This window comes from Nitrosomonas sp. Is24 (assembly GCF_033063335.1).
Classification (GTDB): domain Bacteria; phylum Pseudomonadota; class Gammaproteobacteria; order Burkholderiales; family Nitrosomonadaceae; genus Nitrosomonas.
Window position 1 is genome coordinate 2946118 of sequence record NZ_JAWJZG010000001.1, and the last position, 15645, is coordinate 2961762.

General features: G+C 51.4%; 12 protein-coding genes. 2 read left to right on the top strand and 10 right to left on the bottom strand.

Annotated elements, in window-relative coordinates:
• Positions 1-251: 251 nt before the first annotated feature.
• The 10 genes from R2103_RS13515 to R2103_RS13560 all read right to left on the bottom strand — a co-directional run bounded on the left by R2103_RS13515 (position 252) and on the right by R2103_RS13560 (position 14714).
• Positions 252-929, bottom strand: a complete 678-nt coding sequence (locus tag R2103_RS13515) for a class I SAM-dependent methyltransferase (RefSeq protein WP_317531892.1) — start codon at positions 927-929, stop codon at positions 252-254.
• A gap of 9 nt (positions 930-938) precedes the next feature.
• Positions 939-1817: an EamA family transporter gene (locus R2103_RS13520; RefSeq protein WP_317531893.1), complete on the bottom strand. Its 879-nt coding sequence runs from the start codon at positions 1815-1817 to the stop codon at positions 939-941.
• A gap of 283 nt (positions 1818-2100) precedes the next feature.
• A complete protein-coding gene (locus R2103_RS13525; protein ID WP_317531894.1) occupies positions 2101-3138 on the bottom strand; it encodes a class I SAM-dependent methyltransferase in 1038 nt (345 codons plus the stop codon).
• 314 nt (positions 3139-3452) lie between these two features.
• Complete coding sequence (locus R2103_RS13530; RefSeq protein ID WP_317531895.1) at positions 3453-4637, bottom strand: PEP-CTERM sorting domain-containing protein; 1185 nt, start codon at positions 4635-4637, stop codon at positions 3453-3455.
• A gap of 258 nt (positions 4638-4895) precedes the next feature.
• Positions 4896-6098, bottom strand: coding sequence for a PEP-CTERM sorting domain-containing protein (locus R2103_RS13535; protein ID WP_317531896.1), 1203 nt, complete (start codon positions 6096-6098; stop codon positions 4896-4898).
• A gap of 273 nt (positions 6099-6371) precedes the next feature.
• A complete protein-coding gene (locus R2103_RS13540; RefSeq protein WP_317532105.1) occupies positions 6372-9488 on the bottom strand; it encodes a CusA/CzcA family heavy metal efflux RND transporter in 3117 nt (1038 codons plus the stop codon).
• 12 nt (positions 9489-9500) lie between these two features.
• A complete protein-coding gene (locus tag R2103_RS13545; RefSeq protein WP_317531897.1) occupies positions 9501-11078 on the bottom strand; it encodes an efflux RND transporter periplasmic adaptor subunit in 1578 nt (525 codons plus the stop codon).
• 24 nt (positions 11079-11102) lie between these two features.
• Positions 11103-12452 (bottom strand): TolC family protein, encoded by a 1350-nt coding sequence (locus tag R2103_RS13550; RefSeq protein WP_317531898.1) that lies wholly within the window; start codon positions 12450-12452, stop codon positions 11103-11105.
• A 216-nt stretch (positions 12453-12668) separates the two neighbouring features.
• Complete coding sequence (locus R2103_RS13555) at positions 12669-13019, bottom strand: hypothetical protein (protein WP_317531899.1); 351 nt, start codon at positions 13017-13019, stop codon at positions 12669-12671.
• Positions 13020-13115: 96 nt separating this feature from the next.
• Positions 13116-14714, bottom strand: a complete 1599-nt coding sequence (locus tag R2103_RS13560) for a hypothetical protein (RefSeq protein ID WP_317531900.1) — start codon at positions 14712-14714, stop codon at positions 13116-13118.
• A gap of 152 nt (positions 14715-14866) precedes the next feature.
• Between R2103_RS13560 and R2103_RS13565 the strand changes: the two genes are divergently transcribed.
• Both R2103_RS13565 and R2103_RS13570 read left to right on the top strand, forming a co-directional pair.
• Positions 14867-15289 (top strand): Fur family transcriptional regulator, encoded by a 423-nt coding sequence (locus tag R2103_RS13565; RefSeq protein ID WP_317531901.1) that lies wholly within the window; start codon positions 14867-14869, stop codon positions 15287-15289.
• Between the two features lie 2 nt (positions 15290-15291).
• Positions 15292-15615 (top strand): hypothetical protein, encoded by a 324-nt coding sequence (locus tag R2103_RS13570; protein ID WP_317531902.1) that lies wholly within the window; start codon positions 15292-15294, stop codon positions 15613-15615.
• The last annotated feature ends 30 nt before the right edge of the window (positions 15616-15645 follow it).

Consider the following 15645-nt stretch of genomic DNA (forward strand, 5'->3'; position numbering starts at 1 on the left):
GTAAACAACCCTGAGATTTCTTACACCTAATTTGATTACTACTCAGAGGCGATCTTAATCTCTACAGTTTTTAAAAACTAGTACCCTTCTCTGCCACGCCTATCATAAACATACACAAAAAAGGCTATTTACAACCGTTCCGTACGAAATCCACAAGAATCGGCCGCAATAGCGAGAAACCTTATCAATCAAGACAATCAAAACCGGATAAATTGAAAAGCAAAACCATCATGGATACTTGATTACAAGAATCATATGACTCCCATCCTCGCTACATCGTTACTTGCGGGTTTGCTGGCAAAGTATAAGGAGATGGGACCTACCAAGGTTCGGTAAAACGCAACCTCCCGCACTGGATCAAATCCCGCATCCGCCATAAAAACCGGCAGCAGACCCAGCATATGATCGTGAATCTCTTCAAACCAGCGCACGAACCAAGAGATCAACCTCATACCGGTATCATGCGGCGCGCCAAAATCCGCCACATGCAGTTCGCCGCCGGGTTTCAGAACACGAAATGCTTCCCGGAGCGCTTGCTGCTTATCTTCTCTCGTCAGATGATGCAGCATCAAACTAGCGAATACACGATCAAAACTCTCGTTCGGATAAGGCAGGCAGGTTGCTGAACCTTGTTGCAGGGTGACGTTTTGCCCCGCTTTCTCGATCTTCTCGCGCGCGATGTTCAAAGCCTGCAAATCCATATCCAGTGCATGAACTGTCGCACCCGGTTCAGTTTGTTTGATCAGTAGCGTCAACGTTCCGGTACCGCAACCTATATCCAAAACTGTCTGCCCGGACTGCACTTTGGCTTGCGCAATCAATGCCGCCTTGATTCCCGATTCGGGAAAGAGCCACCGCATCATAGGATCGTAGTAACGCGTCAGCCAGTGAAAATGGAACGCCGGGATGAAAGTGGGCCGTTTGTCCATAAAATCAGATTAACTCCGGTAGTTGCGTGCGGCGAGGCGGGTTGTCAGCAAATTTATACAAAGACCCGCAATAATTAAAGTGGCGGCACCGATTTTCCACGGATGGATGGGTTCGTTCAACACCCATGCGGAACTCGCAAACCCAAACACCGGCACAAGGAGTGAAAATGGCGCCACTGTCGCCGCCGGATAATGACTCATTAACCAGTTCCACGCCGCAAAGCCCAGCAGGGTAACCGGGTAGGCATTATAGCCAATGGCGGCGGCAGAGCGCCACGTGAGCCCGGATAAACTTTCGAGATCCCAGAAGTTTTGTTCAAAGATGAATGACACCAGCAAAAGCGGCGGCCATGCAACGAAACTTCCCCAAACGACCAGCGCCAGCATATCAATCTTACCAAGCCGTTTGGAAATCAGATTGCCCGCACTCCACGAAGCCGCTGCTGCAATGATCAACCCCATGCCCAGCGCCGAAATATCGCCGCCCAGATTGGCGGCGACAAGCCCGATACCGGAGAATGCAATAATCGCCCCGGCGATCTGCCAGCCGGACGGCTTTTCATGCAAAAACATGACGGCCAGCAAGATGGTAAAAAACACCTGAACTTGCAACAGCAACGAAGCGAGACCTGCTGTTGTTCCAGCAGCCATGCCAAAAAATAGCAAAGTGAATTGCAACGCGAACATGACAAACCCGAAAGCTGCCACTTGCCGGAAAGCGATGTTAGGCCGCCGGATGAAGAAGACCGCCGGAAACGCCGCAAAAAAGAACCGCAACGCGCACAGCAGAATCGGCGGCAACTCCTCAAGCCCGGCCTTGATCATGACGAAATTGAATCCCCAGATCACCGCCACCGCGATAGCCAGTGCAATATGCTGCAGGTGCATTATTTTTTGTGCTTAGTGTAAGTTAAATTCCCGGAATCATAAGTCATCATGGTATCCGGCGTATCTGGAAAAATACCGGAAATCTCCATTGCCAAGATTGTTGAAGCACTGGGGTACAAGCGGGCAGTGTCTTGAGTGTTGCGGTTCGAGATTTTTGGGAGACGTTATGTCAATGGTAAGGTTTGATCTCGGGGTGTTTGTGCATCGTCATTCCCGCACAGGCGGGAATCCATGATTGCACGCGGCATGACGGGAATGCTGAAGTTCCTTATGTCACTTCATCCTAGCTAAACATTTTATGCAAATATTGCCTTATTCTGGAAAATGGTGAAGCTGTTTTGACGGCTTTCTCATCTTTCCATTGCGCAATGGCTTTCTTGGCTCGCTCACCGGTGATACGAATCGGCCGGTTAACCAGAAAATGATCAACCTCGGCATCTTCAGGATAAATATTATCGATATAAGGATCATGTTGTGTGACAGCAACCGGTATACAGTTACCATCCTTAGCCGCACTGATTACGAAACTGCCACCTTGCTGTGCCTGCAAAATCCCAAATTCCGGATAATCGTCACACCAAACTTTAATATTCTTAAAACCAGCATCTGCAATAATTTGCAATAAATCCGCCTCTGCATAGACTCGCATTTCAAGTGTCGAACCTTCTCCCCCATGCCAGGTTAACCGGTCATATACCTCTATGCTCTGATCTTTGCGTTGATTAACCAACAGCATACCTTGCTGATCCCGGACAATTCCAAACTGATTCAAATGCGGGAAATGTTCAACCGTTTTTGGCAACATCGTATAAGGGACTGTCAACAACATCAATCCGTCCGGTTTCAACAAATGCCAACTATTAACAAACGCGACATGACGGGGTGGCGAAACATGTTCATAAACATCGGAGCTAATCAGTAAGTCGTAACTACCTACTGCCATATTTTCTATATTGCAAATGTCTAAAAATGGTTCCGCGTGGTAAAAATAATTTGTGTAGTCAAATAGATTATTAAGTTTATCCGCATAATGCGGCGCATCACTCAACCCCAGCGCTTTTTGGTTCCGGTCAGGTGAAAAATTAGCAAGCGGAACTGGTTTGCCATAAAAATGGTGTGACAGTGCAAACATCAATGCACGAAAACGGACAATCGATCCACAGTGTTGGCACGCTCCCCCCTCGCGGTGAAAATCTGGCACTACCATAGACTCTTTACCACAAAGATTGCAGGTGTATTGTTTGTAATCCGATGCAGACATATTGAAGAACCAGTGAATGATGCTTAGTTTGGAAGAAAGGGCTGAGGAAAGATAAATCACCTATTCCATGCGCGTTGAATGTACTGAAAGCCGCCTAGGTTGTCAAACACTGGGATAACCGATTGAAAAATGACGGCAGAAACGGGACAAATCTTGTCATTGCAATCTGCCTCAAAATAATCGCTGCGCGATTCACATCGTCATTCCCGCGCAAGCGGGAATCCAGGATTGCAGGCAGCACGACGGAAATGTTAAGGTCAGCTACACAGGGTGACGCAAATCCCACACCGAGCCGTCTTTCAGGCAATTGCGCAACGGAAAGCACTCAAAAAATAAGAGTCAAGTCCCCATTTCAGATTAAATTTAAGCCTGAATTAAATGGCGATTTCCTTCCTACGCCGCGCAAAATACCCAATCAAACCTAACCCGCCCAGCAACATCAGGTAGGTTTCTGGTTCGGGTACTGGCGGAATATAGATTGGTTTAGGGTCAAATACGGTATCAGGAGTATACGATAATAGAAACACTTCTTCATTTCCATTGTGATTGCCAGCCCCAATGATTTGTCCATTATTGTTGATGCTGACAGCATCAAGCTCAGTCCACCCCGCTGCGATGACAGGCGCCAATAACGAAAGATCAGTTATTCCGCCGTGACTAAAGATAAAAGAATGAGCTTCCCCCGTAGCAGTGCTAGCAACCCCCACAACCTCTCCGAAATCGTTGATGCCAGAGGCTCTGCTTTGTTCCCCTCCCAAGGTACCCAAATCAGTCATACCGATACCATTAGAGCCCGTGATAAAAGCGTGATTAAAGAAATTATCACCTACAGTGTAAGAATATCCGACTACTTGCCCGGAATCGTTTATGTCAAAGGCTCTGCTTTGCTCCCCACCCAAGGTTCCTAGGTCAGTCATGCCTTTACCATTAGGACCCGTGATAAAAGCGCGGGCAATATCGTGTAGGTTAAAAGAGTTCCCTACCACTTCTCCAGAACTGTTGATGCCTGTAGCTATGCTCTGTCCCCCACCCAAGGTACCTAGGCCCGTCATGCCTATGCCATTAGGACCCGTGATAAAAGCTTGGCTGGAGCTACTTGCAGTGAAAGAAAATCCTACCACTTGTCCGGAATCATTGATGTCATAAGCACCGCTATAGCTTCCACCCAAGGTACCCAGATCAGTCATGCCTATACCATTAGGACTCGTGATAAAAGCGTGAACAGGGGAAGTATCACTAATAGGTGATAATCCCACCACTTGCCCAGAATTGTTGATGCCATAAGCAAAACTGTATGTTCCACCCAAGGTACCCAAGTCTGTTATGCTCATACCATTAGGACCAGTAATAAAACCGTGATAAAAGTTATCACTTACATTGAAATAATACCCAACTACTTGCCCGGAATCATTGATACCAGAAGCTACACTACGACCTCCACCAAAAGTGCCAAACCCCATAATTGACCAGTCGGCATACGTCATTGAAGGGATCGATGCGGTAGAAATTGCTGTAAGAAAGATTGCAACGTTTTTGAGTTTAGCGAATTGAATGTTCATGATTATTATCCTCATGTGATTATTTCCGCGGTGTTATGGTGTTTCACATTGCAAGAAATCAAGAAATCCAAACAAATTGGATTAGCCTTTCAGTGTAGTCCGGGTTGATTTCACCATCAATAAGGAAAACACTTAATTTTCAATAAAATCAGTGAAGCACCCGGCCGCAAGCAGCGGAGTATGACCACTCTTCAATCCGCTGGTTTTCACCCCAAGGGCCGGAGAATTGAATCCGCAGAGATTAAATCTAAGTTTGAATTAAATGACCATTCCCTTTCTACGCCGCGCCAAATACCCAATTAAACCTAACCCGCCCAGTAACATCAGGTAAGTTTCTGGCTCGGGTACTGGCGGGATATAAATTGGTTTAGGGTCAAATACGGTATCAGGGGTATATGACAATAAAAACCCTTCGTCACTGCTATTGTGAAAACCATGCCCAACCATCTGTCCATTATTGTTGATGCTACTAACAACAAGATTTGTCCAACCAGCTGCAACGACTGGAGCCAGTAACGAAAGATCCGTCATTCCGCCGTGACTGAAAATAAAAGAATGAAATCCCCCATCAGCAGTCTCAGCTAGTCCCACAACCTCTCCGGAATCGTTGATGCTGGAAGCCCAGCTCCAGCCCCCACCTAAGGTGCCTAAGTCCGTCATACCTATACCGTTAGGACCCGTGATAAAACTATGGGTAAAAGGAGTGCCTGCAAAGTCAGATTGTCCCACCAGCTGCCCGAAATTATTGATATCTGCCACACCGCTACTGCCCCCACTTCCAAGTGCACCCAAATCGGTCATGCCTATACCGTTAGGACCCGTGATAAATGCATGTTTGGTAAAGCCGTCACCTGCAATGTAAGATACTCCCGCCACTTGCCCTGAATCATTGATGCCGACAGCACCGCTACTGTCTCCACCCAAGGTACCCAAATCAGTTATGCCTATGCCATTAGGACCCGTGATAAATGCACGAGTGACGGTATCACCGAAATGACCTGAATGTGAAAGAATGTGAGATGTTCCCACCACTCGCCCGGAGTTATTGATGTCATCGGCAAAGGTATAAACGGCTCCATCTAAGGTGCCCAGCTCAGTCAAGCCCATACCGATGGGGCCCGTGATGAAACCGTGGCCTAAGTCATCATACCCCGTCACTTGCCCGGAACCATTGATAGCGCGGCCTGAGGTTTCTTCTCCTTTCAAAGTTCCCAGATCAGTTATGCCTATACCATCAGGACCAGTCACAAACGCATGAAAAGGCACGACTATATTGGATAAGAAAGAATACCCGGTTACTTGCCCGGAATCATTAATGTCGGTAGGTATAGTAGGCCTTCCTTCCAAAGTACCCAGTCCTTTTATTGACCAGTCGGCATAAGCCATTGCAGAAATTGACGCGGTGGAAATTGTTGCGAGAAAGATTGCGACTCTTTTGAATTTTACGAGTTGAGTGCTCACGATTATTGTCCTCATGTGATTATTTCCGCGGTGTTATGGTGTTTCACATTGCAAGAAATCAAGAAATCCAAACAAATTGGATTGTTTTATCAATGTAGTCCTGCTTGATTACACCATCAATAAGGAAAACACTTAATTTTCTAACAAAAGAATCATTTATTTGTGGAACGTGTTGCTATCGTCGTATACGCCAAGACACCATATACTGATGCAGATCAAACTTCCTCAAGCAAAAGCCTTTAACTGGTTGCAAGCCTCATGCTTTTTCTCTTTTTATGCTCGTTGCAGCGACATCCCCTTCACCACCGCATACACCGCCGGAAAAATAATCAGTGTCAGGATCGCCGCTGAGACCATGCCGCCGACCATCGGGGCGGCGATGCGGCGCATGACTTCGGAGCCGGTGCCGGTGCTAAGCATGACGGGTAGCAAGCCGACCACGCTACCGGCGATGGTCATCATGACGGGGCGGATACGGTACACTGCACCTTGCACCACGGCGTCGTACAAATCCGTTAGCGCCACCTGCTCGGCCATCGCTTTGCGTTGCCGGGTGATCGTGGTCAACGATTGGTCGATGAACGCCAGCATCACCATGCCGGATTCGGCGGCGATGCCGATCAGGCCGATGAAGCCGACTACCGCGGCGATGCTCAGGTTGTAATCCAGCCAGTACATCAGCCAGATACCGCCGACCAGCGAGAACGGTATCGACAGCATGACGATCAGCGTTTCGGTCAGGCGGCCAAAATTCAAATACACCAGCAAGAACACCATCAAAATGGTCAGCGGGATGACGATTTTTAGTTTCTCGGTGGCGCGCTGCATGTATTCAAACTGACCGCTCCAGGTGGCATAGTAACCCGGCGGAAATTGCACTTGCTCGCGCACGGCCTGTTGCGCATCGGCGATATAGCCGCCGATATCGCGGTCGCGGATGTCGACGAAGATGTAGGCGGACAGCAGCGCATTTTCGGTGCGGATGCTGGGCGGCCCTTGCACCAGCTTGACTTGCGCCAATTGCCCCAATGGAATCATCGTGCCGCCCTGAGCTGGTACTAGCACTTGCGTGGCAATGGCCTGCGGGTCGCTGCGCAATTCGCGCGGGTAGCGGATTGCGACATCGAAACGTTCACGGCCTTCCACCGTGGTGGTAATGACTTCGCTACCCATGGCAACGGAGACGACGTCGAGCAAGTCGCCAACCGTCAGGCCGTAACGCGCCAGCGCCATCCGGTCCGGTTCGATGTCTAGATAATAGCCGCCGGTAATCCGCTCCGCATAAGCACTGGCGGTGCCGGGCACGGCTTTCACCACGGCCTCGATCTGCTTCGCGATGGCCTCGATTTCTTTCAGATTATTGCCAAAAACTTTAACGCCGACCGGGGTGCGGATGCCGGTGGCCAGCATATCGATGCGGTTTTTGATCGGCATGGTCCAAGCGTTCGCGACACCGGGAATTTGCAGTGCTTGATCCAGCTCGGCGATTAATTTATCGATGGTCATACCGGGCCGCCATGCGTTTTCCGGCTTCAGGTTAATGATCGTTTCAGTCATTTCCAGCGGCGCCGGATCGGTGGCGGTATCGGCGCGCCCGGCTTTACCGAACACCGAGGCGACTTCGGGAAAATTCATGATGATTTTGTTTTGCGTTTGCATCGTTTCCGCCGCTTTGGTTACCGAAATCCCCGGTAAGGTGACAGGCATGTATAACAGCGTACCTTCGTTTAATGTTGGCATGAATTCAGTGCCTAACCGCATTGCCGGATACACCGTAGCTGCCAGCACGCCCAGTGCGATCACTAATATGGATTTTTTCCAGCGCATCACCCCGGCCACAACCGGCTGGTACCCGCGAATCATCCAGCGGCCCAGCGGATTATCTTCTTCGCGCGGTATCCGGCCACGGATCAGCAGCAGGATCAGTACCGGAACCAGGGTGATGGACAAAATGGCCGCACCGGCCATGGCAAACGTTTTGGTGTAAGCGAGCGGCTGGAACATGCGCCCTTCCTGCGCTTCCAGCGCGAATACCGGCAAGAAAGAAACGGTGATGATCAGCAAGCTGAAGAATAACGACGGGCCGACCTCCTGGCACGCCGCGATGACAGCATCGATACGCGACTCGCCCGGCCCGGCACGCGCCAAGTGTTTGTGCGCATTTTCCACCATGACGATGGCGGCATCGGTCATTTCCGCAATCGCCAGCGCAATACCGGCCAGGCTCATGATATTGGAATTGATGCCCAGCTGCGCCATGGCAATGAATGCGATCAGCACGCCAACCGGCAGCATAATGATCGCCACCAGCGCGCTGCGCGCGTGCATCAGAAATACCGCGCACACCAACGCCACAATCGCAATTTGCTCGATAAACACTTCTCGCAGCGTCGCAATGGCACGATGAATCAGTTCGGAGCGGTTGTACACCGACTCAACCGACACACCCTGCGGCAGACCGGATTCGATCTGATCGATTTTCGCTTCGAGATCGTGAATCACATCCAGCGCATTTTCGCCGTAGCGCGCCACCGCAATGCCGGAAACCGCCTCGCCTTCGCCGTTGAGTTCGGTGATGCCGCGCCGTTCACCGGGAACCAGTTCCACCCTGGCGACATCGCGCAGCAGCACGGGCTTACCGATATGCGCCCTGACTACCAGATTCTCCAGATCGCTGCTGTTGCGCAGGTAACCGCGGCCACGCACCATGTATTCCGTTTCCGCCAATTCGATGACACGTCCGCCCACGTCGCGGTTACTCGCGGCGATCACTTCGGTGATACGTTTCAATGGAATGTCATACGCTTGCAGGCGGCGCGGGTCGACCGTGATTTGGTAGGTTTTGACAAATCCGCCGACGCTGGCGACTTCCGAAACGCCGGACACGGTGGTTAATTGATAGCGCAGGAACCAATCTTGAACAGCGCGCAATTCATCCAGGGTGCGCTCCTTGGCCGTCACAACATACTGATAAATCCAGCCGACGCCGGTGGCATCCGGGCCAAGTGCAGGGCGTACATCCCGGGGCAACTGGTTGGCGGCAAAATTCAGATATTCCAGCACGCGCGAGCGCGCCCAGTAAATATCGGTACCGTCTTCAAAAATGACATAGATGAAAGAAACCCCGAATGCAGACAAGCCGCGCACCACTTTTGCGCGCGGCACGGCCAGCATGGCCGTGGTGAGCGGATAGGTGACTTGATCTTCGACAACCTGCGGCGCTTGACCCGGATATTCCGTGTAGATGATGACCTGCACGTCGGACAGATCGGGAATCGCGTCGACCGGCATTTTCCATAACGCGTAGAGTCCCCACCCGGCGATAAACACGGTGCTCAGCAACACCAGGAAAACATTGCGGATCGACCATTCAATGACTTTTTTCAGCATCATGGTGTTCCCTTAGTGATCGTGAAAGGTATCCGCAGGCTGGATACGTACAATGACAAATTCACCGTCCGGTTCTTCGGCGATCTCAAAGATAACTTTCTGCCCCGGCTTGAACGATTGCAGCAATGCCGCTTCCAGGACGCGGAAATCCATCGTCATCGCAGGCCACTTCAGGCTTTCGATCGGGCCGTGTGCGAGTGTCATCGTGGCATGCGCGAAATCAATCGCGTCGATGCGTCCTTCACCGCGGTATTGCACTTGAGAAGGTGACAGAACAGCCGAACTGGATTCGACTTCCTGCTTGTCAACCGGGTAATAGGTGTTGTGGCCGAAACTATCGAGCGCGCTTTTGAAGTTGCTCTCCGCATCGATCAGGAAATTCGCCTTAACGACCACGTTTTCACCGGCCCGAAGCCCGCCCAGCACCTCGGCATAACCATCGGCATGCATGCCGAGCTTGACCGTGCGCGGCTCAAACCGGCCCGAACCCAAATCGACCAATACCATCCGCCGGGTGCCCGTATCCAGCACGGCGGAATCCGCGACGGTCAGCACTTTATGCTTGCTGTGAAACGACGCGAACTCGACTCGTGCATACATGGCGGGTTTCAATAAACGATCGGGATTCGGCAGCACGATGCGCACGCTCGCGGTGCGCGTTTCCGGCGTTACCGCCGGATAGATGAAAGCCACTTCGGCGTTGAAGATCTTATCGGGATAGGCATCCACCCGGACAGTCACCCATTGGCCGGGATGAATCATACCCAGGTCCTGTTCAAATACATCCGCCAATATCCACACGCTCGACAAATCGGCGAATTGGTACAACATTTCTCCCGGCATAAAACGCTGTCCCAAGACCGCTTGCTTTTCCATTACCACGCCATCGGCTGGTGAACGTAGCGTCATGTACTGCTGCACTTCGCCGGTTTGCTGCAGCCGCCGTAACTCGGCTTCGGCAATATTCCAATTACGCAGCTTCTGCAATGCGCCATCGACCAGCCGCTGCATCGCGGCACGCACAGCCGCATCGCCATTCACGACGGACTGCAACCCTCTGATCGCGATCAGATACTCCTGCTGTGCGGTAATCAGTTCAGGACTGTAGACCTCCATCAGGGCTTCGCCTTTCTTAACCGCTTGCCCGGTGGTATTGACATACAACCGGTGTATCCAACCCTCAAACTTGGTCACGAAGGTGTATTGCTTGCGCTCATCGGTTTGAATCGTCGCAACCGCCCGCACGGTGTGGATCAGTTCACGCATCTCCGCGGCTTCGGTACGCACACCGAGCTTCTGCACCTTTTCCGTGCTGATGGTCACCACATTCTGTTCCGCTGGCGGTTCCTTGCCTTCATTTTCATAAACCGGCAGATAATCCATGCCCATTGGATCTTTCTTCGGCACCGGCGAGGTATCGGGCAGCCCCATCGGGTTGCGGTAATACAGCACTTTCCGTTCCCCGTTAGCGGCTTGCGGTGCGGCAATTCCGGCGTCTGGCGACGATTGTGTTTTTCCCCACCAGTAACCTGCGGCCAATGTGGCGGTCAGCACCATTGCAGCGCTGATTTTCTGAGCGATAGATTGCATAGAAAGCTCCATGATCGGTATTCGTTAGTGTTGCTTCTTGCCAATCAGAAAATCGATCTCTGCCAGCGCCTTGTTGTAATTCGCGATCGCGGTAATCAGATTGGTTTCATAGTCGAATACCGTCATCTGATTATCCAGCAAGGTCAGAAAATCAACCCGGTTTACTTGGTAGGCCGCCAGCGCGGATTCAACGGTTAGCTTTGCCTGCGGCAGAATCGCGGTCTGATAGAGTTTGACCGATTTCATACTCTGTTCGGCCATCGCAATCTGCTGACGCAGTTTTGCCGCGATGTCATTACGCTGCGCCTGATACAAACTGATTGCCTGGTCGCGCATGGCTTGCGATTCCATGATGCGCGGCTCGATTTTGTTGCCGCGCCATACCGGCAAGTTGACTGCCACAGTCATACTGACCATGTCGTCACGCCGCATGCTTCCCAGCGTGTTATCGCGCTGACCGTACGATACACGCACATCGAAATCCGGGTAGTACGCCTTGCGCGCCAGATCGGCGGATTTCTCATTGCGTGCAATCAAACTCTGTAGTGCCAGCAATTGCGGACGTTGCGTCCAAGCTTCTTGTTGCAGCGCTTCCAGCAGCAAAGGCGTTTCGTGAGTTTGCAACAACACCGGTGCAGGAATCTCGCCGCGCGTGCTACGCCCCAGTGCGCGGATGAGCTCGGCTTCGAATACCGGTTGCTCGCGCTCGAGTCCCAACAACCTATCCAGCATTCTCGATACCTGCGTTTGCGCTTTCAGCACATCGGCCTGACTGCTCTCTCCCACCTGATAACGCGCATCGGCCATGCGCAGAAAATGTTCCAGCGTTTGCTTATTTTTTTCAACCACCTTGATCATTTCCAGCGTAAGCCCAAGATCAAAGTAGGCGGTTTTCAGATCATGCACGACGCGGTTAACCGTTTCATGGTAGCCCTGCTCAATGGCTTCCGCATCCTTGCTGGCGACTTCCTTGCGCAAACCGCGTTTACCGGGAAACGGCAAGCGCTGGGAAAGACCGATCATTTTCATCGTCATATCTTCGCGGTTAAACGGCGATGACGCCAAAGGCGCATTGATCACGCCCGCCTCGAGCATCGGATCGTCCAGCGCCTCCGCCGGTGCGATGCGTTGCCGGGCTGCTTCGCGCTCTTGATAGGCGGCCTGAATCTCGGGATTGTTCTCCAACGCTTCCGCAATCAAGCCGGGCAACAATACCGCATGGCTAGCATTGGTTGTTGTAAGCGTTTCTGCTGGAACAGCGCGGCTCAGCATGGTTGTTCCAGCTTTACCGGCCACCATTTCTTGCCCCTGGGCCGCAGTTGCGATGGTGGCAGTAAGCAACGCCATCATGATCACAGCTATGATGCGGTTCATCGCAGCCTCCTGAAGGTGTTTTGCTGTTGCTGACGAGTGTTAAGAATGAATGATACGAACATGCTTGTCCTCCTAGCAGGTAATCTCACCGGTTCCGCCGGTGATGGGCAGACATTGACGATAATTGTCAATATTTCATGGCTTGCGCAGCATTCGCGCAAGCACAAAGCTCATGCAAGAAATTGCACTTTTTACCTGACACTCAGGCAAAAAGTGCTAAAGGGAGATTACTACCGGAGGACGTTGCGGGTGTTCCGGCACAAACGAGACAAAGCCGGAATCAAATGAAGCAATGGTGGAAGTATCGGTAACTGGCATGGATACGGCAGCACCCGGAAGCACTGGCGTATGACTGTACGCATCACAGGAAGTATCGTCGCACGGCAAGCTGGCTAAGACATGCCCGGCATGCTCACTGGTACTATTGTCCGTTTGCTTATGGCAACCATCATGATGGTGATTGTCGATGACAATCGCTGATTTGTCATGCGTAGCGATGAAGTTTTTTTCCTGTACGCAGACTGACAAAATAGCCGCTGCAGCGCCTTGCAACGGGAGCCACAGCATGAAAAAAACCAATAGCCATTTGTAGCGATATGCTTTCATGTCTTTTATTATAAACAATTTTCAGATTTGACCAATTAAATCCAGAAAATTACTTATTCATTTGTGCGACTGGTTGGATAGGGTCAACTGCTGATACTGTTGCTGGTATTGCTCTGCTTTGGACTGATCCCCAGCTTCTCTTGCTGCCTGTGCTGCACGATAAACACCATTGCGCCGGTTGGGCGTGCGTATCAAGGATGCTTCCAATTCCTTCAACGCATCACTGGGTTGCTTCAATTCCAGCAATAATTCGCCGAGCAGTTCTCTGGCCGGAATGATTGCGCCGGGCGTGACATTGTCTTTTTCGGTCGAATCTTCCAGGTCCGCCGAAGCACGCATGAGTTTCACCGCTTCTTCCGTTTCACCTTCCGCATAAGCAATCCAGGCAGCTACCGCTAAGCGTTGGATGTCGATTTGACTGGCGGTGTAGTCTTTATTGTCCGCTTGATCGGCATTGCGTAAAACCTTCAGCTGCCGCAGGCTGTAGTGGGCAATGTCCATTTTTCCGCTGCGCGCGGCACCTAAACCACGAGCAAAGTGCGTGATGGCCTCGCACCAGCCAAATTGCTGCCAAGGAAAATCCGCTGGCAATACCTCGAGTTTTGCGGCTTCACTCCACTCGCCGCGTTCTATCGCATAACGCGCTGGAATCGCAGCAAAAGCATAGGCGACGGTGGTATTTTCCGGCTGCGCTTTTTTGATGCCTTGCAGTTCGCGCAGGATCTCCCTTGCTTTCTCCGTCTCGCCACTTTGCAGATAAGCGTACATCATGTAATCCATGAAGTGGAACTGCTGATCCCAAGTTCCGGGCAATGCATTTTTCCGCGCGTGATCTTTTGCCGCATGATAGGCCGCCAGATTCGATTGCGCCGCGTCATGCCATAGCCCGAGCCGGATAAAAATGTGCGAAGGCATGTGCAATGCGTGCGGAACCGCCGGTGCAATGTGCGTATAAGCGCGCGCTGCACTCAATCCAAGCCCGGCGAGCTCGGGGTAATCGCTGCTGTGAATGATGTAATGCGCCACGCCGGGGTGCTCCGGCTCATGTTCCAACACCTGCTGCAATAGATGTAATGCTTTCTTCTGATTGGCGAAGGTCTTGTCTTTGGGCGATGCCGTGGAAATCAGCGCCAAAGCGTAGAACACCGCAGCCTCCCGGTCATCCGGATTGTGTTTCAGGACTTGTTCCATCGCTTTCTGATACATCAGCTTTCTGGTAGTGAGGTCCACTTTTTCATCTTCGGGATACAAGGAACTGACAGCTTCAAGGTAAGCTTTCTCACGCTCTGTCTTGATTGCCAGCTTTTTTGCCTGCCGCAACGCTTCACGCCCCGTTTGTAGTTCTGCCGCAGTCGGCGCTGTAGCCCATAATTGGTAATACAGGCTCATCGCAACGCCCCAATAACCCATCGCGCAAGCCGGATCGGTAACGGTCACTTTGCGGAATGTCTTTCCGGCTTCGTCGTACCAAAAGGAATGCAACATCGCGACGGCTTGATTGAACTGTGCTTGCGCGGCTGGCGCACAGGAAACCGGGAAGGTCACTTTTCCCAGATTTTTCTCATCGAATGCACCGGCATGATGATCCCCATCCGCTCGCACCCCCCCGGCGGACATCATGGCAGCGATCAGAAGAACCCATCCCCATTTTTTCATATCAATTCTCCAGTATTGGTAAGACTTCACCGGAATGAACAATCGACATTCTTCCCGATAGCGCCAAGTAATCCAGGATTAAAAGAACAACTTGTTGCGCCATGAAAATCACTTAGTTACAATAATCGCAACATTGTTGCATTTATTTAAGTATGCTTAATCAGTTTCATCATACCGCAGAAGACATGATCCGGCACAACGGCGGACGGGCAACTGTGGGCAGAACCGGAATTCTGGCCATTTTGCTGGCTGAGCAGCAGGCCATTACCCACCGCGAAATTGAACAACGCCTGCCACAAGCGCTGCAATTGGACCGGGTGACTTTATATCGCGCGCTAGAGTGGCTGGTCGAGAAAAATTTGATCCATAAAGTAACCAGCGACGACCGGGCGTGGCGTTATCACGCCAATCGCGAATTGCATTCACATCAACATGCGCACTTCAAATGCACAGGTTGCGCGCAAGTGATCTGCCTGGATAAATTACCGGTAGAAGCAAACTGGCCGCTACCGGCCGGTTACCGGTTCCAGGAAATTGAATTGACCGTCAAAGGCCTTTGCGCCAACTGCTGTTGACCATGCTACGCAAAAGCTTATTTCTATTTTTGACGCTGGCTTTGTTGGCTGTGCCGGTCTTCTTGCTGGCGCATGCTTTCACGCATTATGCACAAACCGATGTGCTTGATGCCGCCGGAAGCGAAGCTGATGCCAGTGTTGATCTTGACGAAATCTGCTTCGATTGCGTCGCACTCACTGCATTAAACTTCATTCTGATCGCTTCGGGCTTGCTTCTGCGCAACCCGGCAAATCATCGCCGGTTGCCATTATGGGCCATGGGGCGTCATTCCAATCGCACCACACTTCCTTACTGCTCGCGCGCGCCACCATTCCAGCTGTTCTGATTCCTCAGGTTGTTAATCCAGGTTTGACTT